At 68.0% G+C, this 21711-nt stretch carries 23 protein-coding genes; 19 read left to right on the forward strand and 4 right to left on the reverse strand.

All coding sequences use genetic code 11. The features are described from left to right. Positions 1–3 precede the first annotated feature (3 nt). The 17 genes from AC1Z3O_RS05600 to loiP all read left to right on the forward strand — a co-directional run bounded on the left by AC1Z3O_RS05600 (position 4) and on the right by loiP (position 15935). The gene (locus tag AC1Z3O_RS05600) at positions 4–915 is read left to right on the forward strand and encodes an ATP-binding cassette domain-containing protein (RefSeq protein ID WP_483514198.1); all 912 of its coding nucleotides are present in this window, start codon (positions 4–6) and stop codon (positions 913–915) included. 103 nt (positions 916–1018) lie between these two features. Further along, entirely contained in the window at positions 1019–1234 is a 216-nt protein-coding gene (locus AC1Z3O_RS05605; protein ID WP_071013679.1) for a TOBE domain-containing protein, read from the forward strand. A 65-nt stretch (positions 1235–1299) separates the two neighbouring features. After that, positions 1300–2145, forward strand: a complete 846-nt coding sequence (locus tag AC1Z3O_RS05610) for an EAL domain-containing protein (RefSeq protein WP_483514200.1) — start codon at positions 1300–1302, stop codon at positions 2143–2145. Between the two features lie 26 nt (positions 2146–2171). After that, positions 2172–2870 (forward strand): RBBP9/YdeN family alpha/beta hydrolase, encoded by a 699-nt coding sequence (locus AC1Z3O_RS05615; protein WP_483514202.1) that lies wholly within the window; start codon positions 2172–2174, stop codon positions 2868–2870. A gap of 155 nt (positions 2871–3025) precedes the next feature. Next, positions 3026–3979, forward strand: a complete 954-nt coding sequence (gene cysT, locus AC1Z3O_RS05620) for a sulfate ABC transporter permease subunit CysT (protein WP_483514204.1) — start codon at positions 3026–3028, stop codon at positions 3977–3979. Between the two features lies 1 nt (position 3980). Further along, on the forward strand, positions 3981–4922 hold the full coding sequence (cysW, locus tag AC1Z3O_RS05625) for a sulfate ABC transporter permease subunit CysW (RefSeq protein WP_483514206.1): 942 nt from the start codon (positions 3981–3983) through the stop codon (positions 4920–4922). Further along, the gene (locus tag AC1Z3O_RS05630; RefSeq protein WP_483514208.1) at positions 4919–6073 is read left to right on the forward strand and encodes a sulfate/molybdate ABC transporter ATP-binding protein; all 1155 of its coding nucleotides are present in this window, start codon (positions 4919–4921) and stop codon (positions 6071–6073) included. Before cysW ends, AC1Z3O_RS05630 begins: the two co-directional genes overlap by 4 nt. Continuing rightward, positions 6070–7017, forward strand: coding sequence for a CysB family HTH-type transcriptional regulator (locus AC1Z3O_RS05635; RefSeq protein ID WP_483514210.1), 948 nt, complete (start codon positions 6070–6072; stop codon positions 7015–7017). The genes AC1Z3O_RS05630 and AC1Z3O_RS05635 overlap by 4 nt, the downstream gene beginning before the upstream one ends. A 265-nt stretch (positions 7018–7282) precedes the next feature. After that, positions 7283–7477, forward strand: coding sequence for a LiaI-LiaF-like domain-containing protein (locus AC1Z3O_RS05640; protein WP_483514211.1), 195 nt, complete (start codon positions 7283–7285; stop codon positions 7475–7477). 35 nt (positions 7478–7512) lie between these two features. Further along, positions 7513–7899 (forward strand): Mpo1-like protein, encoded by a 387-nt coding sequence (locus AC1Z3O_RS05645; protein WP_483514213.1) that lies wholly within the window; start codon positions 7513–7515, stop codon positions 7897–7899. A gap of 84 nt (positions 7900–7983) precedes the next feature. Continuing rightward, positions 7984–9165 carry a sensor histidine kinase gene (locus AC1Z3O_RS05650; RefSeq protein WP_483514215.1) on the forward strand — a complete coding sequence of 394 codons (1182 nt, stop codon included), beginning with the start codon at positions 7984–7986 and terminating at the stop codon, positions 9163–9165. A 74-nt stretch (positions 9166–9239) separates the two neighbouring features. Then, positions 9240–10061: a LytR/AlgR family response regulator transcription factor gene (locus AC1Z3O_RS05655; protein WP_483514216.1), complete on the forward strand. Its 822-nt coding sequence runs from the start codon at positions 9240–9242 to the stop codon at positions 10059–10061. 177 nt (positions 10062–10238) lie between these two features. Continuing rightward, complete coding sequence (locus tag AC1Z3O_RS05660; RefSeq protein ID WP_483514218.1) at positions 10239–12011, forward strand: thiamine pyrophosphate-binding protein; 1773 nt, start codon at positions 10239–10241, stop codon at positions 12009–12011. Between the two features lie 93 nt (positions 12012–12104). Next, complete coding sequence (rraA, locus tag AC1Z3O_RS05665) at positions 12105–12608, forward strand: ribonuclease E activity regulator RraA (RefSeq protein WP_483514220.1); 504 nt, start codon at positions 12105–12107, stop codon at positions 12606–12608. 2 nt (positions 12609–12610) lie between these two features. Then, positions 12611–13024 (forward strand): gamma-glutamylcyclotransferase family protein, encoded by a 414-nt coding sequence (locus AC1Z3O_RS05670; protein WP_483514221.1) that lies wholly within the window; start codon positions 12611–12613, stop codon positions 13022–13024. Between the two features lie 477 nt (positions 13025–13501). Next, a complete protein-coding gene (aceA, locus tag AC1Z3O_RS05675) occupies positions 13502–14797 on the forward strand; it encodes an isocitrate lyase (protein WP_483514223.1) in 1296 nt (431 codons plus the stop codon). Positions 14798–15185: 388 nt separating this feature from the next. Then, positions 15186–15935, forward strand: a complete 750-nt coding sequence (gene loiP / locus AC1Z3O_RS05680) for a metalloprotease LoiP (RefSeq protein WP_483514225.1) — start codon at positions 15186–15188, stop codon at positions 15933–15935. A 140-nt stretch (positions 15936–16075) separates the two neighbouring features. Here loiP and AC1Z3O_RS05685 read toward each other — a convergent pair whose 3' ends face one another. Together AC1Z3O_RS05685 and AC1Z3O_RS05690 are read right to left on the reverse strand one after the other, a co-directional pair. Next, on the reverse strand, positions 16076–16510 hold the full coding sequence (locus tag AC1Z3O_RS05685; RefSeq protein ID WP_483514226.1) for a universal stress protein: 435 nt from the start codon (positions 16508–16510) through the stop codon (positions 16076–16078). Positions 16511–16698: 188 nt separating this feature from the next. Further along, positions 16699–17658 (reverse strand): substrate binding domain-containing protein, encoded by a 960-nt coding sequence (locus tag AC1Z3O_RS05690; RefSeq protein WP_483514228.1) that lies wholly within the window; start codon positions 17656–17658, stop codon positions 16699–16701. Positions 17659–17864: 206 nt separating this feature from the next. On the opposite strand from AC1Z3O_RS05690, the gene AC1Z3O_RS05695 reads away from it, so the two are divergent. Together AC1Z3O_RS05695 and aceB are read left to right on the forward strand one after the other, a co-directional pair. Further along, positions 17865–18566, forward strand: a complete 702-nt coding sequence (locus AC1Z3O_RS05695) for a haloacid dehalogenase type II (RefSeq protein WP_483514230.1) — start codon at positions 17865–17867, stop codon at positions 18564–18566. Between the two features lie 44 nt (positions 18567–18610). After that, the gene (gene aceB / locus AC1Z3O_RS05700) at positions 18611–20197 is read left to right on the forward strand and encodes a malate synthase A (RefSeq protein ID WP_483514232.1); all 1587 of its coding nucleotides are present in this window, start codon (positions 18611–18613) and stop codon (positions 20195–20197) included. A gap of 93 nt (positions 20198–20290) precedes the next feature. Here the strand turns inward: aceB and AC1Z3O_RS05705 are convergent, their stop codons facing one another. Both AC1Z3O_RS05705 and AC1Z3O_RS05710 read right to left on the reverse strand, forming a co-directional pair. Continuing rightward, positions 20291–20770 (reverse strand): DUF411 domain-containing protein, encoded by a 480-nt coding sequence (locus AC1Z3O_RS05705; protein WP_483514234.1) that lies wholly within the window; start codon positions 20768–20770, stop codon positions 20291–20293. 17 nt (positions 20771–20787) lie between these two features. Beyond that, entirely contained in the window at positions 20788–21564 is a 777-nt protein-coding gene (locus AC1Z3O_RS05710; RefSeq protein ID WP_483514236.1) for a 3-hydroxybutyrate dehydrogenase, read from the reverse strand. Positions 21565–21711: the final 147 nt, after the last annotated feature.

The raw sequence follows: 21711 nt of genomic DNA on the forward strand, positions 1-21711 counted from the left end.
AGTATGCAGAGCAATCCGATCGAACAGGCGGCGCTGGCCTTGCTGGAGGCGCGCACGCAGCAGCGCGCAAACGCAGCGCAGGAGAGCGGGCGAGCCGGCGCCAGCGGCGTGGCGCTGCGCGTCGAACAGGTGGTCAAGCGCTACAACGGGCGCGAGGTGCTGCATGGCGTGGAGCTGCGGGCCGCGCCGGGCGAGTTCCTTGCCATCGTGGGCCGCAGCGGCTGCGGCAAGAGCACGCTGCTGCGTCTGGTGGCGGGGCTGGAGCAGGCCGATGCGGGCGGTATCACGCTGGATGGTGCGCCAGGCCTTGCGCTGCAGCCCGCGATTCGCGTGATGTTCCAGGACTCGCGCCTGCTGCCCTGGAAGCGGGTGCTGGACAACGTGGCGCTCGGGCTGCCGCGCGAGCGGCGTGCCGAGGCCGAGGGCGTGCTCGCCCAGGTGGGGCTGGCGGACCGCGCCGGCGAATGGCCCGCGCGGCTGTCCGGCGGCCAGCGCCAGCGCGTGGCGCTCGCGCGTGCCCTGGCGCACCACCCGCGCCTGCTCTTGCTCGATGAGCCGCTTGGCGCGCTGGATGCGCTGACCCGCATCGAGATGCAGGCATTGATCGAGTCGCTGTGGCGCAAGCTCGGCTTTACCGCGCTGCTGGTCACGCACGATGTGTCGGAGGCCGTGGCGCTGGCCGACCGTGTGGTGCTGATCGAGGACGGCCGCATCGCGCTGGACCGCAGCGTGACGCTGGCACGGCCGCGCCAGCGCGGCTCGGCGGCCTTTGCGGAGTTCGAGGATGCGGTACTGCGTCGCGTGATGCGGCATGCGCCGGGCGACGGCCAGGATGCGCCATGCGCGCACGGGCAGGAAGCGAGCGCCGACTGGTCATTGCTACACAGCGTGGAGTCGGTGCGCTGGGCGGTGTAGCCGCCATGCGGTTCGTGCCCGGCCAGGTCGCGTCCCGCGCTTTTCATGCACTTTCACTTTCCTTCAACTTTCCTTCATTCTTTCTCGCGCAGGAGCTTCTATCATGAGCATTCAGGCCATCAACGTACGCAACCAGTTCCGCGGCAAGGTCGCCGCCATCATCGAGGGGCCCGTGGTCTCCGAGGTGGACGTGCAGACACCGGCGGGCATCGTCACCTCGGTCATCACCACGCGCTCGGTCAAGGACCTCGGCCTGACCATCGGCAGCGACGTCGTCGCGCTGGTCAAGGCCACCGAGGTCTCCGTGGCCAAGCTGTGACGCAATCGCCTGGCGCGGCGGCCATCCCCGGCGCGCCAGGCGGGAATTTGCGCAAGGAAAACGCAATGGCAAGCGAGATCGAATCCGGCGCGCTGGCAAGCGCGCTTGCACGCTATATCGACACCCTGCCGCGCCAGCCCGGGTCCGGGCGCACGCTGTGGCGAGACGCCCGCGGCCAGGTGCAAGGCCAGTTCTACCAGTGCTCGCTGACCAGCGTATTCGAGCCGCTGGTCAGCCTGGCCGACCGCCAGGTGGTGGCGCACGAAGGTTCGATCCGGACCTATGGCGGCGACGGCGCGCACGGCGACGACGTCGGCCTGGCCGCCTGGAAGCTGTTCGCCATGGCAGCCGACGATGACTCGCTGGTCTCACTCGACCGCCTGTCGCGGCTGGTGCACGCCGTCAATTATTTCGCCGCCGCCGGCAACGGCAGGCTGGTGCTCAATGTGCACAACCGCCTGTTGGCCGCGGTTGCCGACGACCATGGCGCCGCCTTCCGGCGCGCGCTGTATTCGCTGGGCCTGCCGCTGGACCGCTTCGTGATCCAGGTGCCGGCCAGCGCCAACGACGACCTGCCGCTGCTGCTGCACGTGGTGGGCAACTACCGGCGCAACGGCTTCGCCGTGAGCCTGCAGGCCTCCGATCCGGCCGAGGCGGGCGCGCTGCTGGCGCATGCGCTGCCCGACTGGCTCAAGCTGGACATGCGCAGGCTCTGGACCGACCGGCAACTCGCCGGCCTGCACGCCAGCGCCAGCAATGCCGGCGTCACGCTGATCGGGCGGCGGCTGCAGGATGCGCTGTCCGTGGAGCGCTTGCAGGCCGCCGGCATTGCGCTGGGGCAGGGAAGCTACACCGGGGAGGCCGTGACTGTGCGCGGGCTGCGCGACGCCTCGCCGCTGGTGCAAAGTTGACGGCCCGGGGCCGAAAGGAAGCAGGCATGAACCGAGTTACCACGCAGGAAGGCAGCAAAGCGGCGGGCCGCCCGGCGCTCGACGAGGCCCGGCTGGACGTGCCCAAGGGTTTGCAGGTCCTGACCGTCCCGGGCCTGCACGGCAGCGGGCCGGGGCACTGGCAGAGCCGCTGGGAGCAGCGCTTTCCAGGCTGGCAGCGCATCGAGCAGGATGACTGGTCGCGTCCCAGCCTGGCGCTGTGGGCCGAGCGCGTCTCCGATGGCGTGACGCGGGCGCACCGCGTGGCACCGCGCGGCGCGGTGCTGGTGGCGCACAGCTTCGGCTGCCTCGCCGCGCTGCGGCTGGCGGCGCTGGACCCGTCCGGCATCGCCGGGCTGCTGCTGGTGGCGCCGGCCGATCCCGACAAGTTCGGCGTGGGCGGGCTGTTGCCCGTCTCGCGTCTGCCTTTTCCCTCACTCCTGGTCGCGAGCCGCGACGATCCCTGGATGCCGCAGCGCACCGCGTTCAGCTGGGGCACCCTGTGGGGCTGCGAACTGGTAGACGCGGGGTTCCGGGGTCACATCAATGCTGATTCCGGCCTGGAAGACTGGCCGGTGGGGCTGGGGCTGCTCGGCACCCTGCTGCAGCGGATCGATGCGGCAGAAGCGGGCGTCCTCTCTTCCGAGGGCAGGTCGGGGCCGTGGGAGTCGGGTGTGGAAGTGCTGCCGACCGTTCCTTATATCTAATCCGATTAAAGAAATACGCAAATATTCGTTCTGTTTATAAGGAACGATCTTCAGAATTTGTCTCGTAGGCTGGCGCGCCATGCGCTGGCGTCATAACAGAGCCCTGGCCCGGCCAGCCGCGTAGACGGCAGCCGGGCTCCAGCAGACGAGACGACATGCCTTCTTCCCTGACCCTGGCGGATGACCCGCCACCAGCGCAGCCGGACGCCCCGCGCACCGCCCCGCGCGGCAGCCGCAAGCGCGTCAGCCAGCGCTTCACCGTCCTGCCGGGCTTCGGGCTGTCGCTGGGCTTCACGCTGTTCTACCTGACGCTGATCGTCCTGATCCCGCTGTCGGCTGCCTTCCTGAAGACCTTCACCATGAGCTGGGAAGCCTTCTGGACGACGGTCAGCGCGCCGCGCGTGGTGGCGTCGCTGCAGCTGTCTTTCGGCGCCTCGCTGATCGCGGCGCTCGTCAATACGCTGTTCGGCCTGGTGGTGGCCTGGGTGCTGGTGCGCTACCGCTTTCCGGGCAAGCGGCTGATCGACGCCCTGGTCGACCTGCCGTTCGCGCTGCCCACGGCGGTGGCGGGCATCGCGCTGACCGCGCTGTTCGCCGGCAACGGCTGGATCGGCCGCTGGCTGGAGCCGCTCGGCGTCAAGGTCGCCTTCACGCCGCTGGGGGTGGTGGTGGCGCTGACTTTCATCGGCCTGCCCTTCGTGGTGCGCACGGTGCAGCCAGTGCTGGAGGACGTGGAGCAGGAGCTGGAAGAGGCGGCCGCGAGCCTCGGCGCTACCCGCCTGCAGACCTTCTGGCGCGTGATCCTGCCGACCATCCTGCCAGCACTGTTGACCGGCTTTGCGCTCTCGTTCGCGCGCGGCACCGGCGAATACGGTTCGGTGGTGTTCATCTCCGGCAATATGCCGATGGTCTCCGAGATCGCGCCGCTGATGATCTACTCGAAGCTGGAGCAGTATGACTATGCCGGCGCCACCGCGGTGGCCGTGGTGATGCTGGTGATCTCGTTCGCGTTGCTGCTGCTGATCAACGTGCTGCAGGCCTGGACCCGCCGCCACCAGTCCGGCCTGGGCGTCGTGACGGCCGCGCCCGGCACACAGGGGGAGCACTGAGATGGCCGGCGCAAGCGCAAATTCTCTGGCGGGCCGGCTCGGCGCGCGCCAGCCCGCCGCCCTCCACGATGCCACCGGCGAGGCGCCCTGGGTGCGGCGCACGCTGATCGCCGTGGCGGTGATCTTCCTGGCGTTGTTCCTCTTCGTGCCGCTGGCTTCGGTCTTTTACGAAGCGCTGCGCAAGGGCGTGCAGACCTACTGGGACTCGCTGGCCGAGCCCGACGCCTTGTCCGCGGTCCAGCTCACGCTGACTGTTGCCGCCATCGCCGTGCCGCTGAACCTGGTATTCGGCGTCGCCGCGGCCTGGGCCATCGCCAAGTTCGAGTTCCGCGGGAAGAGCCTGCTGATCACGCTGATCGATCTGCCGTTCTCGGTCTCGCCGGTGATCTCCGGGCTGGTCTACGTGCTGCTGTTCGGCGCGCAGGGCTGGCTGGGGCCGTGGCTGGAGGCGCACGACATCAAGATCATGTTCGCGGTGCCGGGCATCGTGCTGGCCACCATCTTCGTCACCTTTCCCTTCGTCGCGCGCGAGCTGATCCCGCTGATGCAGGCGCAAGGCAGCGAGGAAGAGGAGGCCGCGATCGTGCTCGGCGCCTCCGGCTGGCAGACCTTCCGCCACATCACGCTGCCCAATATCCGCTGGGGCCTGCTGTACGGCGTGATCCTGTGCAATGCGCGGGCCATGGGCGAATTCGGCGCGGTGTCGGTGGTGTCGGGCCATATCCGCGGGCTCACCAACACCATGCCACTGCACGTCGAGATCCTCTACAACGAGTACAACTTCGCCGCGGCGTTCGCGGTGGCCTCGCTGCTGACGCTGCTGGCCCTGGTCACGCTGGGCATCAAGACGCTGGTCGAGGCGCGCGCCGCCAGGGAAAACCAAGTCGCTGCGCCAGAGCCGGCCGGCGCGCTGCAAGCCTCGGGACAAGGACGGGCATCATGAGCATTCAGGTCAGGAACGTGGAGAAGCGCTTCGGGGATTTCGTCGCGCTCGACAAGGTATCGCTCGATTTCGCCGAGGGCGAGCTGACGGCGCTGCTGGGCCCCTCCGGCTGCGGCAAGACCACGCTGCTGCGCATCATCGCCGGCCTGGAGCGTGCCGATGCCGGCCAGATCCTGCTGTCGGGCAACGATGCCTCGCAGCAGCACGTGCGGCAGCGCAATGTGGGTTTCGTCTTCCAGCACTACGCGCTGTTCAAGCACATGACGGTATTCGAGAACGTCGCCTTCGGCCTGCGCGTGAAGCCGCGCGCCGAGCGGCCGGGCGAGGCGCAGATTCGCGAGAAGGTGCGCGCGCTGCTGGAACTGGTGCAGCTCGACTGGCTGGCCGATCGCTATCCGACCCAGCTCTCCGGTGGCCAGCGCCAGCGCATCGCGCTGGCCCGCGCGCTGGCGGTGGAGCCGCGCGTGCTGCTGCTCGATGAGCCCTTCGGCGCGCTCGACGCCAAGGTGCGCAAGGAACTGCGCCGCTGGCTGCGCAGCCTGCACGACGAGCTGCATGTGACCAGCGTCTTCGTCACGCACGACCAGGAAGAGGCATTGGAAGTGGCCGACCAGGTGGTGCTGATGAACCGGGGGCAGGTGGAGCAGGTGGGCGCGCCGGAGGCGGTCTACAACCATCCGGCCACGCCCTTCGTGTTCGGCTTCCTGGGCAATGTGAACCTGTTCCACGGCCGCCTGGAAGTCGGGGCTGGCGGCGGCGTGCTGCACACCGGTGACGCATCGCTGCCGGTGGTGGCGGGCGGCTACGAGTTGCACCACGAGAACGGCAGCGAGGCCGTGGCCTATGCGCGCCCGCACGAGCTCGACCTGGAACGCTATGCGCCGGGCGCCGAGGGCATCGCCGTGACCTTGCGCCGGGCGCTGGCGCTGGGGCCGGTGGCCCAGCTGGAACTGGAGCGCGAGGACAAACAGGGCGTGATCGAGGCGGCCCTGCCGCTGGAGCGCTTTCGCCATGCGGGCTTCCGCGAGGGCGAGCTGCTCGCGGTACGCCCGCGCCAGCTGCGCGTGTTCGTGCAGCGCGACGCAGGACAGGACAAGAACGCGGCGCGCGCAAGTGGCGCGCGAGCCGCCAATCAGGGAGTCGCACGATGAATTTCCAGCAACTACGATCGATCCGCGAGGCGGTGCGCCGCCAGTTCAACCTGACCGAGGTCGCCAATGCCCTCTACACCTCACAGCCCGGCGTGTCCCGTCAGATCCGCGAGCTGGAAGAAGAGCTGGGCGTCGAGATCTTCGAGCGCTACGGCAAGCGCCTGACCGGCTTGACCGAGCCGGGCCGCGAGATCGTGCGCATCGTCGAGCGGCTGCTGCTCGAGGCCGAGAACCTGCGCCAGGCCGGCGATGAGTTCGCCGGCCGCCACACGGGCAGGCTGACTGTAGCCACCACCCACACCCAGGCGCGCTACGCGCTGCCCAAGGTGGTGCAGACCTTCCGCCGCGCCTATCCGCATGTGACGCTGGCGCTCCAGGAAGCCTCTCCGGCCCATATCGTCGAACTGCTGCTGACTGGCCAGGCCGACATCGGCATCGCCACCGAGGCGGTGGCCAGCGAGGGCGGCCTGACGTCCTTCGAGGCCTACACCTGGCAGCACGTGCTGGTGGTGTCGCCCGAGCATCCGCTCACGCGGCTGCCCGAGCCGACGCTGGAGGACATCGCCGGCTTTCCCATCATCACCTATGATGCGGGCTTCACCGGGCGCCGCAAGATCGATGGCGCCTTCGCCGCGGCCGGCCTGCAGCCGGAGATCGTCCTCACCGCGATGGACGCCGACGTGATCAAGACCTACGCCGAGCTGGAGCTTGGCGTGGGCATCATTGCCTCGATGGCCTACGACGAACGCAAGGACGCCGGGCTGGTCCGCATCTCGGCCGACCACCTGTTCGAGCCCAACACCACCAGCGTGGCGGTGCGCCGTGGCGCCTACCTGCGTGGCTACGCGCACGCCTTCATCAATATGTTCGCTCCCCACCTGTCGCCGGACGCGGTCAGCACCGCGCTCACCGAGGCGGCGGGTCGCCAGGCCGTGGCTGCCTGATTCTGCTGCCCTGCGTTCGCTGCCCGGTGCCGTTTGCGGGCCCTGCGCGCGCGGCGGCTGGCTCTCATTCCCGGGCGATTGGCGCTGGCCTGTGCCCGTTCGTCGCACGCGTCTTTCGCCACGGCGCCGCCGAGCGTACATTGCGTTCACGCTGTGAGGGGGCGCAATCCGCCCGGGGCCCGGCCGGAAGGGCGGGGTGTCGCAGCGCAACAAAAAACGGCTTGCGAAAAAATGGCTTGCGCAAGCCGGTGCGAGGAGAGCGCATATGAGAGAAGACAGCGAGCGCGGCCGCGACCGCCGGGGGCTGATCGCCCCCTTGATCCTGATCCTGCTCGGCAGTGTGTTCCTGCTGCAGAATGCCGGCCTGCTGCCGCGCTACATCGTGCACCAGTGGTGGCCGGTGCTGCTGCTGGTCGTGGGCGTGGCGCTGCTGCTGCGTCGCAGCATGCGCCGCCGCTAAGCGTCGCTGGCGCACCGCTTGCAAGGAGACCGATCATGCGTGACCCGATCATGCGCGACACATCGCTGCTGCGCCGGCAGTGGAGCGGCTACGGCCGCAACCACCAGGACCCGCGCAATCTGCTGCTGCACATCGTGGCAGTGCCGCTGTTCATGGCTGGCACGCTGTTGCTGATTGCCGGCGTCTGGCGGGCGAGCCTGGCGCTCGGCGGCCTCGGCCTTGCCTGCGCCGTGGTGTCGATGGCGCTGCAGGGGCGCGGCCACCGCTTGGAACGCCACGCGCCCGAGCCGTTCGCCGGTCCGGGCGATGCCGTGGCCCGTATCCTGGCCGAGCAGTGGATCAGCTTCCCCCGCTATGTGCTGAGCGGGCGCTGGTGGCGGGCGCTGCGAGGGCGCGGTGCGGCGGCCGGCGCGGAGCGCTGAAGGCAACTGCGCGGGGCGGGTGGCGTGTGCGCCGGCCGCGCCCCTGCCATTGCGCTCGCCAAGGACACGGTTAAGATAAACGTCATGAAACCCTGCCTCGTTCCTGCCGTGCCGTCCCGGTTGTCGATCCTGCTGCGCGACCTGGCCTTCGTGCTCTGCATGAATACCGTGATCGCGCTGAGCCTGAACTACGGCTTCCAGACCGGCAGCAGCCTCTGGCACAACTTCGTCTACAGCCAACTGATCGGCCTGTCGATCTGGCTGCTGATCGACATTCCCCGCGTATTCCTGTGGTGGAACGACAAGCCGCGTCGCCTGCCGTTCCTGCTGCTGGCGGCCGCGGCCGTGCCGCTCGGCGTGATCTTCGGCAGCTGGAGCTCGCGTGTGCTGCTCGGCCTGCCGGCCAAGACGCCGGGCGAGATCAGCGAAATGATGCGCATCAGCCTGGTGGTGGGCATGCTGGCGTCGGCGAGCATGATCTATTTCTACTGGTCGCGTGAGAAGCTGGCCTTCCTGGAGCGCCACGCCGCGCTGGACGCGCTGCAGCGCGAAGAGGCCGAGAAGCAACTGGTGCGCGCGCAGTTGATGGCGCTGCAGGCGCAGATCGAGCCGCACTTCCTCTTCAATTCGCTGGCCAACCTCGATGGCCTGATCGCCACCGATCCCAAGGCGGCGCGGCGGCTGCTGTCGCGGCTGATCGGCTTCCTGCGGACCTCGCTGGCGCATACCCGGGCCGAGCAGTGCACGCTGCGCCAGGAGTTTGAATTGCTGCGCAGCTACCTGGATATCCAGGGCATGCGCTTTGGCACGCGCCTGTCCTACGCTTTCGAACTGCCGGCCGAGCTGGCCGAGGTGGAGATCCCGCCGATGCTGATCCAGCCGCTGGTGGAGAACGCGGTCACCCACGGCATCGAGCCCTGCATGATGGGCGGGTGCATCGTGCTGTCGGCACGCACCGCCGGCGACAACACGGTGCAAGTGTCGATCGCCGATACCGGCATCGGTTTCGGCGACAGCAGTACCAAGGGCTCGGGACTGGGGCTGACGCATGTGCGCGAGCGCCTGGCGCGGATCTTCGGCGCCAGCGCCACCATGCAGATCGAGGAAAACTCCCCGCGCGGCGTGGTGGTGCGGCTCACGCTGCCGATCACACACCATGCCACGGAACCGGGGCGGCACGCCACGCCCGAGTTGCCGGCGCAGTCGGTGCCGGCACCGGCCGCGCCGCAGGCGGGCGCCGCCCTGCACGCCGCCACGCGTTCCTGAATCAGCACCGCGCCGGCCCGGCTTTTGCCGGCCGCTCACGACAAGCATACCGATAACGACGAGGAGCCCTGCCGATGGTCCAACCGCCCACCTTGCTGATCGCCGACGACGAGCCATTGCTGGCGCGCGTGCTGCAGGCCGAACTGGGCCGTCTGTGGCCGGAAGCGCGGGTGGTGGCCACCGTTCACGATGGCGTGGCCGCGCTGGAGGCCGCGCGGGCCGAGCACCCGCAGGTGGCGTTCCTGGATATCCGCATGCCGGGCATGAGCGGCCTGGACGTGGCGCGGGAGCTGCTCGAGTCCGAGCAGCCGCCGCCGCTGGTGGTGTTCGTCACCGCCTACGACCAGTTCGCGGTGGAAGCCTTCGAGCGTGCCGCCGTCGACTATGTGCTCAAGCCGGTCCAGACAGAGCGCCTGGCCGCCACTGTGGCGCGGCTCAAGGCCCGCCTGGCCGGGCAGGGCGCGGCCGAGCCGCCGCTGGCGCCGGTCGACAGCAAGCGCATCGCGCAGTTGCTGGAGCGGCTGGAGTCGCTCGAGCGCCCGCAGCCGCAGCCGGGGCACCAGGCGGGACAGTACCTGCGTTTCATCAAGGCGCTGGTGGGCCAGGAGGTGCGCATCATTCCCGTTGACGAGGTGATCTACCTGGAGGCCACCGACAAGTACGTCAATGTGGTCGCGGTCAGCGGCGAGGCGCTGATCCGCACCAGCCTGCGGGAACTCATGCAACAGCTCGATCCGGCGCGCTTCTGGCAGATCCACCGCGGTACGGTGGTCAACATCGACTGCGTGACCAGCGCCGTTAACCAGTCGCTGGGAAGGGTCACCCTCAAGCTGCGCCACCGCGACGAGACGCTGGCGGTGGCGCGGCAGTACGCCCATTTGTTCCGCCAGATGTAGCTAGCGGGCTAGCCGGCGGGTGCGGCGCGCCGGATCCGGACTGAACGGCGCGGTTTTCCACTATGATGTGGAGCTTGGGCGGCGCGCCACGCGCACCGCCCGGCCCAGGGACGCGCGGCGGCCTGCCGGACGCGGCCCGTTCGGATTTCCTCTTTCTGCCTGTTGCCGCCCGCCACCATGTCCCAGCCGCAGCCAGCCTCCGCCCCCATCTCCCCCATCTCCTCCGCCCAACCCGCCGATCCGCCCGCCGCCGAACTTGGCGGCCACCTGCTCGTGGATGCCTTGCTGGCCCAGGGCGCGCGCCTGGCCTTCGGTGTGCCGGGCGAGAGCTACCTGGCGGTGCTCGATGGCTTCCATCGCCGCCGCGACCGGATGCGCTTCATCGTTTGCCGCCAGGAGGGCGGTGCGGCGGTGATGGCCGAGGCCTACGGCAAGCTGACCGGGCAGCCGGGGCTGGCCTTCTGCACGCGCGGGCCGGGTGCCACCAATGCCAGCATTGGCGTGCACACCGCCTTCCAGGATTCCACCCCGATGATCCTGTTCATCGGGCAGGTCGGCACCGATTTCATGGACCGCGAGGCCTTCCAGGAGATCGACTACCGTCGCATGTTCGGCCAGATGGCCAAGTGGGTGGCGCAGATCGACCGTGTTGAGCGCATTCCCGAGTACGTGGCGCGTGCCTACCAGACGGCGACCGCCGGCCGGCCCGGGCCCGTCGTGCTGGCGCTGCCCGAGGACATGCTGACCGGACACGCCGCGGTGGCGCCGCCCGCGCCCTACCAGCGCGTGATGAGCTGGCCGGGCGAGGCCGAGCTTGCGCGCCTGGCCAGCCTGCTGGCGGACGCCGAGCGGCCCTTCCTGCTGGTGGGCGGCAGTGGCTGGACGCCCGAAGCCTGCGCGCAGATGGAACAGTTCGCCGAGCGCTTCGCCTTGCCGGTGGGCTGCGCCTTCCGCGGGCAGGACCTGTTCGACAACCGCCACGCGAACTACGCGGGCGACGTGGGCATTGGCATCAACCCGGCGCTGGCCGAACGCATCCGCCATGCCGACCTGCTGCTGGCAGTGGGGCCGCGCCTGGGCGAGATGACCACCGGCGGCTATACGCTGATCCAGGCGCCGCGCCCGGCGCAGACCCTGGTCCACATCCATGCCGGCGCCGAGGAACTGGGCAGTGTCTACCAGGCCGACCTGATGGTGCAGGCCTCGATGCCCGCCATCGCCGCACGCCTGGCCCGGCTCGAGCCACAAGCCGCGCCACGCTGGCGCGCCTGGACCGAGGCGGCGCACGCCGACTACGAGCGCTACCTCGAGCCGCCGGCCGGCGCGCCTGGCGCGGGGCAGGGCGTGGACATGGCGGCGGTGGTGAAGACGCTCGACCGCGTGCTGCCCGCGGACGCCGTGGTGACCAATGGCGCCGGCAACTACGCCAGCTGGCTGCATCGCTATTTCCGCTACCGTCCCTTGCGCGCCGGCGGCCGCGGCCAGCTCGCGCCGACCAGCGGCGCGATGGGCTATGGCGTGCCCGCCGCGATCGGCGCCAAGATCGCGTTCCCGCAGCGGACGGTGGTGGCGCTGGCCGGCGACGGCTGCTTCCTGATGAATGGCCAGGAGCTGGCCACGGCGGTGCAGTATGACGCCGCGGTGGTCTTCATCGTCGTCAACAACGGTATGTACGGCACCATCCGCATGCACCAGGAGCGCGAGTACCCGGCCCACGTCAGCGGCACGGAGCTGCGCAATCCCGACTTCGCGGCGCTGGCGCGCGCCTATGGCGCGCACGGGGCGCTGGTGACGGAGACGGCCGCCTTCGAGCCTGCGCTGCGCGAGGCGCTGGCGGCCGGGCGTCCGGCGCTGATCGAGCTGCGCGTCGATCCCGACATGATCACGCCGCGCACGACCCTGACCGCCATCCGCGAGCAGGCCATCGCCGCCGGCCGTGGCGACGTATAAGCGACGAACAAGCGACGAACAAGCGACGAACAAGCGACGCATAAGCGGCCAAGCCGCCACCCGAATCATTCAACCCCTGTCCAGGAGCATTTCATGAAGTTTGCCACCACCGATCTGTGCGATGCCAACGAGCCGGCCATCGCCGCCGGCACGCTGCGCGTGCTGGCGCCCGTGTTCGCCCGCCACCTGGGCAAGCGCACCGCCTTCGCCGGGCCGGCCGCGACGCTCAAGGTCTTCGAGGACAACTCGCTGGTGCGCGAAGCGCTCGAAACGCCGGGCAACGGCCGAGTGCTGGTGGTCGACGGCGGCGGTTCGCTGCGTTGCGCGCTGGTCGGCGGCAACCTGGGCCAGCTGGCCGACAAGAACGGCTGGGCCGGCATCCTCGTCAATGGCTGCGTGCGCGACACGGATGAGCTCAATGCCTGCGAGGTGGGCGTGCGCGCGCTGGCCGTGCATCCGCAGAAGAGCCAGAAGCGCAACGTCGGCGAGCGCGAGGTGGTCGTGCAGATGCCAGGCGCGGTGGTGCGCCCCGGCAACTGGATCTACGCCGACGCCGATGGCGTGCTGGTGTCCGACACCAGGCTGACCGAGGCCTGACGATGGTGCTGGTCTTCGTCTATGGCACGCTGCGCGCGGGCGAAGTCAATGACCTGTACACGGCCGCGCGCAAGCACGGCATCGCCGCGCCGCAATGGCTGGGCAGCGGCACGGTCGCCGGCCGGCTCTATGACTTCGGCAGCTATCCCGGCCTGGTCGCAGATGCCGGCGCAGGGCCGGTAGTGGGCGACATCTACGCGATCGACGAGGCGCTGGTGCCTGTGCTCGACGAGATCGAAGAGGTCTACCCCGGCCAAGCCACGCTGTTCGTGCGCACCGAGATGCCGGTGTCGCGCACGGACGGCGAGCCCTTGTCCTGCCTGATCTATCCCGTTGACGCCAACGCCGTCGCGTCCTTGCCCCGCATCGAGGGCGGCGATTGGGTGACCTACCGCAAGGCGCGCGACCAGGCCTAGGCTTGAATGCCGGCCGGGTGCTTCCTGGCTGCGGTCCGGCGCGTTCCCCCGCCGGACCGGCCTCCGGGCCGCACCGGAAGTCCGCGTGGGGAGCGACCCCTCATGCCTCATTTTTCACGATGCGGAAGGCTGTTTTTGTCGGCAAAAAACATGGATGCGTGGCACAAGGGGCGTTTCTCATGATGGAAGACCACTTGCCGTATCGTGGAATGATCGCGATAAGGTGGTGATTTTATTGAATAAAAAAACTGTGTAATAACGACATAGCTCGCTTGTTGCGACGCGGGACGATTCTCTACACTCTTATATAAGACGCATGACCTGACGTCCGAAAACAGCAGTGGCCCGAGGGCTACCAGCCCCGGTACGCTGTCCCGGACGACGGGTCGACCGGCAGGGTGGCGGCCTGGAAGGCGAGCAGCACAAGCCGGTCATCGGATTCTTTGCCATACCCTCAAACGTCATTGGAGAGTGATCATGACCCGCGAACTCGAAGCGCAGAAACTGCAGAAGGATTGGGATACCAACCCCCGCTGGAAGGGTATCAAGCGCAACTTCAGCGCCGAGGACGTGGTGCGCCTGCGCGGCTCCATGCAGATCGAGCACACCCTGGCCCGCCGCGGTGCCGAGAAGCTGTGGCACCTGCTGAACACCGAGCCCTTCGTCAACACGCTGGGCGCGCTGACCGGCAACCAGGCCATGCAGCAAGTCAAGGCCGGCTTGAAGGCCATCTACCTGTCCGGCTGGCAGGTCGCCGGCGACGCCAACCTGGCCGGTGAAATGTATCCCGACCAGTCGCTGTATCCGGCCAACTCGGTGCCGATGGTGGTCAAGCGCATTAACAACACCTTCCAGCGCGCCGACCAGATCCAGTGGAGTGAAGGCAAGGGCGACACCGACTTCTTCGCACCCATCGTGGCCGACGCGGAAGCCGGCTTCGGCGGCGTGCTGAACGCCTTCGAACTGATGAAGTCCATGATCGAAGCGGGCGCCGCCGGCGTGCACTTCGAAGACCAGCTCGCCTCGGTGAAGAAGTGCGGCCACATGGGCGGCAAGGTGCTGGTGCCGACCCGCGAAGCCGTCGCCAAGCTGACCGCAGCCCGCCTGGCCGCCGACGTCTCGGGCGTGCCGACCCTGGTGATCGCCCGTACCGACGCCGAGGCTGCCGACCTGTTGACCTCCGACGTGGACGACAACGACAAGCCGTTCTGCACCGGCGAGCGTACCGTGGAAGGCTTCTACCGCGTGCGCAATGGCCTGGAGCAGTCGATCTCGCGCGCCCTGGCCTACGCGGAAGTGGCTGACCTGGTGTGGTGCGAAACCGGCAAGCCGGACCTGGAGTTCGCCAAGAAGTTCGCCGAAGCCGTGCACGCCAAGTTCCCGGGCAAGCTGCTGGCCTACAACTGCTCGCCGTCGTTCAACTGGAAGAAGAACCTGGACGACGCCACCATCGCCAAGTTCCAGAAGGAACTGGGCGCAATGGGCTACAAGTTCCAGTTCATCACGCTGGCCGGCTTCCACTCGCTGAACTACTCGATGTTCAACCTGGCCTACGGCTATGCCCGCAACCAGATGAGCGCCTTCGTCGAACTGCAGGAAAACGAGTTCGCCGCTGCCGAGAAGGGCTTCACCGCCGTCAAGCACCAGCGCGAAGTCGGTACCGGCTACTTCGATGCCGTGACCCAGACCATCGAGGGCGGCCAGTCGTCGACCACCGCACTGAAGGGCTCGACCGAAGACGAGCAGTTCTTCGACAGCAAGAAGGTCGCCTGATCTTCAGCCGTCAGCACCACTAAGTGGCCGGATGCGCTGACGCATCTGCCAGCCACGCCAGGGAGCGCGCGACCATCGCGCTTCCCCGCGCTTCCTTTGGGCGCCGCGCCGTGTCTCTCTCAGGACGGCGCGGTTTTTTATTGCGCGGTCGTGCCGGCGTGGGGCTGCCGGCGGGCTGGCCCGGGTGAGCCAGGGGAGGCTTGCGCCCGCTGCCGGAACGTGCGTGCGGACGGGCAATTGTGATTCTTTGCAATATCCAGGGGGTGCCGGGTTTTCATTCCGCCGCGGGAGGTTTATCCTTCATGCGCATATTTGCGCACATTCTAATAAGCGGACTGTGTTGCGCCGGAGACGGTGCGGCCACCCGCACCGATCAAGGCGAAGAACAATGAAGACTCCCGTAATCCTGGTCGCGGCGGCTGCCGCAGCCCTGCTGAGCGCTTGTGCCGGCACCGACGTGAACGGCATGGTGGGCGCCGGCAGCGCGCTGATGAAGGCGGCAACGCTGAGCGATGCCGACGTCAAGAGCCTGTCCAACCAGGCCTGCGCCGAATCCGACAAGACCAACAAGATCGCGGCTGCCAACAGCACCTACAACAAGCGGCTGACCAAGATCATGGCCGGCCTGGCCAGCTCGGACGTGTCCGGCGTCAACGCCAAGGTCTATCTCACCAAGGATGTCAACGCCTGGGCCATGGCCAACGGCTGCGTCCGTGTCTACAGCGGCCTGATGGACATGATGAGCGACGACGAGGTGCGCGGCGTGCTGGGCCACGAGCTCGGCCACGTGGCGCTGGGCCACACCAAGAACAAGATGCAGGTGGCGTACACGGCGATGGCCGCGCGCGGCGCGCTGGCAGCCTCCGGCAATGGCGCGGTCGCCGCGCTGTCGAACTCGCAGCTCGGCGAGCTCGGTGAAGCGCTGGTCAACGCGCAGTTCTCGCAGACGCAGGAAAGCGCCGCCGACGACTATTCCTTCGACCTGCTGACCAAGAACAAGGCCAATACGCGCGGCCTGGTCACGGCCTTCCAGAAGCTGGCCAAGCTCGATGGCGGCAAGTCGAGCATGTTCTCCTCGCACCCCGGCTCGGACGACCGCGCCAAGCATATCGAGGACCGCATCAGCAAGGCCAGCTGAACGCCGCTTGCGAGCCTGCCCCGCCCCGGGGCGGGCAGCGCGCGCAGGCAGTGCTAAAAGAAAAGCCGCACCGGTCGACGGTGCGGCTTTTTATTTCTCCGCCGTCCGCGGCATTCCCCGCGGGCCGTGCGCGGCGCGGCTCAGCGATAGACGATCACCGGGATCTCGCTGTGGGTCAGCACCTTCTGCGTCTCGCTGCCCAGCAGCAGGCCGGACAAGCCGCGGCGGCCGTGCGAGGCCATCAGGATCACGTCGCAGCCGTGACGCTCGGCGGCATCGATGATGCCGAGGTAGGGCACCGCGAAGGTGGTCATGTCGGAATCAAAGGCGATGCCTTCGGCCGCGGCAGCGGTTTCCACCTCCTTCAGATAGAGCCTCGCCTGGTTCTCGATGCGGTCCTTGAATGCCTGGGGCGCCTCTACCACGATCTCGCTGAACGGCGTGTACGGATACTCCTCCAGGCAGACATAGGCGGTCACGCGCGCACCGATGGCCTTGGCCAGTTCGAGGCCGCCGTTGATAGCTTTCTTCGAGAGTTCCGAACCGTCGGTCGGTAGCAGGATGTGCTTGAACATGCTGGGCTCCTTAGGGGCGAATGTCGAGGCGAATGAACGGGGGCGGGCCATCTGGCGCCTGTTCACCGTCCATTGTAGGCGGAGTGGCGAGTAGGGCATTGCGCTAGATCAATGCCGCCGCCGGCCCGTCCGGGGCCTCCGCCTTCAGCCAGCCATCAGCCAGCCATCAGCCTGCCATCAGCCTGCCATCAGCCCATCACCGGCGCCGCGGCGGGCGAGGGGGCCGCGCCGCCGGCCAGTTCCGCGCGGCGCCAGTAGGCGGGGTTGCCGTAGGTGTTCTTGAGATGGTCGATGAACAGCCGTACCCGCAGTGGCAGGTGCTTGCGCTGCGGGAACACGGCATGGATGCCGATCGGGGGTGCCTGGAATTCGTCGAGCACGGTCACCAGCCGGCCGCTGGCGATCTCGTCACCCACTTCCCACCAAGAGCGCCAGGCCAGCCCGTGGCCCTGCAGGCACCAGTTGTGCAGCACCGCGCCGTCGGTGCACTCCATGGTGCCGCCCACCTTGATGGTGACGGTGCGCCCCTTGTGCTGGAAGACCCAGCCGCGCTGCACATTGGCGCTGGCGCCGAAAGACAGGCAGTTGTGGCGAGCCAGGTCCTCCGGTTGCGCAGGCCGGCCGCGCCGGGCCAGGTAGTCGGGCGAGGCCACCACCACGCGGCGGTTCTCCGCCAGGCGGATCGAGACCAGGCTGGAATCGGGCAGGTCGCCGAGGCGGATGGCGCAGTCGAAGCCCTCGTTGACCAGGTCCACGAGCCGGTCGGACAGGTCCAGCGTGATGCTGACGTCGGGGTGGGATTCGATGAACAGCGGCACCAGCGGTGCCACGTGCTTGCGGCCGAAGCCGGCCGGCGCCGTCACGCGCAGGTGGCCGCTGGCCTTGACGCCGCCAGCGGAAACGCTGGCTTCGGCGTTGTGCAGGTCGTTCAGGATGCGCTGGCAGTCCTCGAGAAAGGCGGAGCCCTCGAAGGTCAGGCTGATCTTGCGCGTGGTGCGGATCAGCAGCTTCACGCCCAGGCGCTCTTCCAGCGCATCGATGCGGCGCCCGATGATGGCCGGCGCCACGCCTTCCGCCGCCGCCGCCGCCGACAGGCTGCCGCGCGAGGCGACCGAGACAAAGGTCTCCAATTGCTTGAAATGATCCACGAAACTTGCCGTTGGGTGCCGGCGGCGGCGCCTGGAGAGCGTTGCTGTCGGACGGTGGAGAAGTTTTTGGTGCGGATTATCGGTCCCGCGCGCTCAGATTAGTGTCGCAAAAGTAAAAGATCAAGTGACCCGCGGCGTCTTTGTCGCAGTGCAGCGCTTTCATACAATGACCTGCACCACACGACACAGGACAGTCGACGCCACCCATGAGCAAGATCCGCGCAGTCATTTTCGATGCCTACGGCACCTTGTTCGACGTGTATTCGGTCACGGCGCGCGCCGAGCAGCTCTTTCCCGGCAAGGGCGAGGCGCTGGCGCTGCTGTGGCGCGACCGCCAGATCGACTACTCGCGCATCCGCACCCTGGCCGCGCCCGACGGCGCGCGCTACAAGCCGTTCTGGGGCCTCACCGTCGACGCGCTGCGCTATGCAGCCGAACGGCTCGGCCTGGCACTGGACGAGGCCGCCGAGGCACAGCTGTTGAAGGAATACACCTGCCTGTCGGCCTTCCCGGAGAACCTGGGTGCGCTCAAGCGGCTGCGTGCCGCGGGCCTGCCGCTGGGCATCCTGTCCAACGGCAATCCGCAGATGCTGGACATCTCGGTCAAGAGCGCGGGCATGCAGGGCCTGTTCGACCACGTGCTGTCGGTCGAGGCGGTGCGCATCTACAAGAACGCGCCGGCCGCCTATGCCTTGGCGCCCGCGGCCTTCGGCCTGCCGGCGCAGGAGATGCTGTTCGTCTCTTCCAACGGCTGGGACGCCTGCGGCGCGACCTGGTTTGGCTACAACACGTTCTGGATCAACCGTGCCGGCCATCCGGCGGAGCGGCTGGATGTATCGCCCTCCGGCACCGGACACGATATGAACGACCTGCTCGCATACGTCCGCGCCGCCGGCGTGGCGGTGTAAGAGCAGGCAACTCCACCCAACCCATCGATCTCAGGAGAACACTGATGGCTATCACGCTGCCCGCGGGCATGAAGATTACCGGCGAGATCCTGCCGGCCTACGAAGACATCCTCACGCCGGAAGCGCTGGCCCTGGTGGACAAGCTGCACCGCGCCTTCGAGCCGCGCCGCCAGCAGCTGCTGGCCGCGCGTGTCGAGCGCGCCAAGCGCCTGGACGCCGGCGAGCGCCCCGACTTCCTGGCGGAAACCAAGTCCATCCGCGAAGGCGACTGGAAGGTCGCGCCGGTGCCGCCCGCGCTGCATTGCCGCCGCGTGGAGATCACCGGCCCGGTCGAGGCCAAGATGGTGATCAACGCCTTCAACTCGGGTGCCGACAGCTATATGACGGACTTCGAGGATTCCAACACGCCGAACTGGCACAACCAGCTGCAGGGCCAGGTCAACCTGAAGGCCGCCGTGCGCCGCACGCTGACGCTGGAATCCAACGGCAAGCAGTACAAGCTCAACGACAAGATCGCCACGCTGCAGGTGCGTCCGCGCGGCTGGCACCTGGACGAGAAGCACGTCACCATCGACGGCCAACGCGTCTCGGGCGGCATCTTCGACTTCGCGCTCTTCCTCTTCCATAACGCCAAGGAGCAGATCGCACGCGGCGCCGGCCCCTTCTTCTATCTGCCGAAGATGGAAAGCCACCTCGAGGCGCGCCTGTGGAATGACGTCTTCGTGATGGCGCAGAACGAGATCGGCCTGCCGCAGGGCACCGTCAAGGCCACAGTGCTGATCGAGACCATCCTCGCCGCCTTCGAGATGGACGAGATCCTGTACGAACTGCGCGAGCACAGCGCGGGCCTGAACGCCGGCCGCTGGGACTACATCTTCTCCTGCATCAAGAAGTTCAAGAACGACAAGGACTTCTGCCTGGCCGACCGCGCCAAGGTGACGATGACCTCGCCGTTCATGCGCGCCTACGCGCTGCTGCTGCTCAAGACCTGCCACAAGCGCGGTGCGCCCGCGATGGGCGGCATGAGCGCGCTGATCCCGATCAAGAACGATCCGGAGAAGAACGCCATCGCCATGCAGGGCATCATCAACGACAAGAAGCGCGACGCCACCGACGGCTACGACGGCGGCTGGGTGGCTCACCCGGGCCTGGTCGAGCCGGCCATGAAGGAGTTCGTGGCGGTGCTGGGCGACAAGCCGAACCAGTTCGACAAGCAGCGCCCGGACGTGGAAGTAAAGGCCGCCGACCTGCTGGACTTCCAGCCGGAAACGCCGATCACCGAAGCCGGCCTGCGCATGAACATCAATGTCGGCATCCACTACCTGGGCGCCTGGCTGGCCGGCAACGGCTGCGTGCCCATCCACAACCTGATGGAGGACGCGGCGACCGCCGAGATCTCGCGCTCCCAGGTGTGGCAGTGGATCCGCTCGTCCAAGGGCAAGCTGGACGATGGCCGCAAGGTGACCGCCGAGATGGTGCGCGCCGCCATCCCCGAGGAACTGGCCAAGGTCAAGGAAGTGGTCGGTGGCGACACCAAGACCTATGACCGCGCCGCGCAGATCTTCGAGCAGATGTCCACTGCGGAGGATTTCGCCGAGTTCCTGACGCTGCCGCTGTACGAGGAAATCTGAGCGCAGGGCGCCCCGCGCGAGCGGGGCGTGCCAGAGCGCAGCCAATAAAAAGACCCCGCAGCGTGAGCTGCGGGGTTTTTTTTGCTGGCCGGCTCAGGCCTTGGGCTTGTTGTAGCTGGCGAATACCGTGGCGCCGCCATCCGCCTTGACCAGCAGCACGTCGTAGGGATCCTTGCGCGGGCCCTGTTCCATGCCGGGCGAGCCCAGCGGCATTGCCGGCACGGCCAGGCCGACGGCCTTGGGCCGGGCAGCCAGCAGGCGCCGGATGTCGCCCGCCGGCACGTGGCCCTCGATGGCGTAGCCCGCGACCATGCCGGTGTGGCAGGAGCCGAAGCGCTCCGGCATGCCGAGGCGCGCGCGCCAGGGGCCCGTATCGTCGACGTTCTGCGCCGTGACGGCAAAGCCGTTGTCGCGCAGATGCTTGACCCAGTCCTCGCAGCAGCCGCACAGCGGGCTCTTGTAGACCGTGATGGCGGTTTGCCGCGGACCCTGCGCCAGCGCCGCCGCCAGCGGACTCAGCGTGGCAGCGCCCAGCGCCAGGGTTTGCAGCAGGCGTCGTCTCTGCGTTTGCACCGTGTCAGCCCTCCGCCTTACTGCGCTACCCAGCCGCCGTCCATGTTCCAGATCGCACCGCGCACCTGGCGTGCCGCCTCGCTGGCCAGGAAGACCGCCAGCGCGCCTAGCTCATCGGGCGTGACGAACTGGCCCGAGGGCTGCTTCTCGATGACCAGGTCGTGCTTGGCCTGTTCCACGCTGACGCCGTCGCGCTGGGCGCGTGCCTCGACCTGCTTCTGCACCAGCGGCGTCAGCACCCAGCCGGGGCAGATCGCGTTGGCGGTAACGCCGGTCTGCGCGGTTTCCAGCGCGGTCACCTTGGTCAGGCCGACGATGCCGTGCTTGGCGGCGACATAGGCCGACTTCTGCGCCGAGGCCACCATGCCGTGGGCGGAGGCGACATTGATCACGCGGCCCCAGTTCTTCTGCTTCATGCCCGGCAGGGCAAGGCGCGTGGTGTGGAAGGCGGAGGTCAGGTTGATGGCGATGATGGCGTCCCAGCGCTCGGGCGGGAAATCCTCGATATTGGCCACGTGCTGGATGCCGGCGTTGTTGACGAGGATGTCAGTCCCGCCGAACTCCGCCTGCGCGTAGCGCATCATCTCCTCGATGTCGGCCGAATTGCTCATGTCGGCGCCGTGGTAGCCCACGCGGATGCCTTTGCCGGCCGCGGCGATCTGCTGCTTGGCCGCCTCGGCGTCGCCGAAGCCGTTGACGATGATGTTGGCGCCTTGCGCCGCGAGCGCCTGGGCGATGCCCAGTCCGATGCCGCTCGTGGAACCCGTGACCAGCGCTGTCTTGCCTTGAAGCATGGATGTCTCCGTCAGAAATCGCGACACGGCCGGGCAGGCCGGAACGCGGGATCGGTTGCTGCTGCGAGTGCTGTGGCATTGTAACCGCTGGGGCGTACAATCCAGTTTTGCCTAACGTCGGTGCCGCAATCGCTGTGGGCCGCCTTG

This window comes from Cupriavidus sp. 09_S30, from assembly GCF_056930435.1.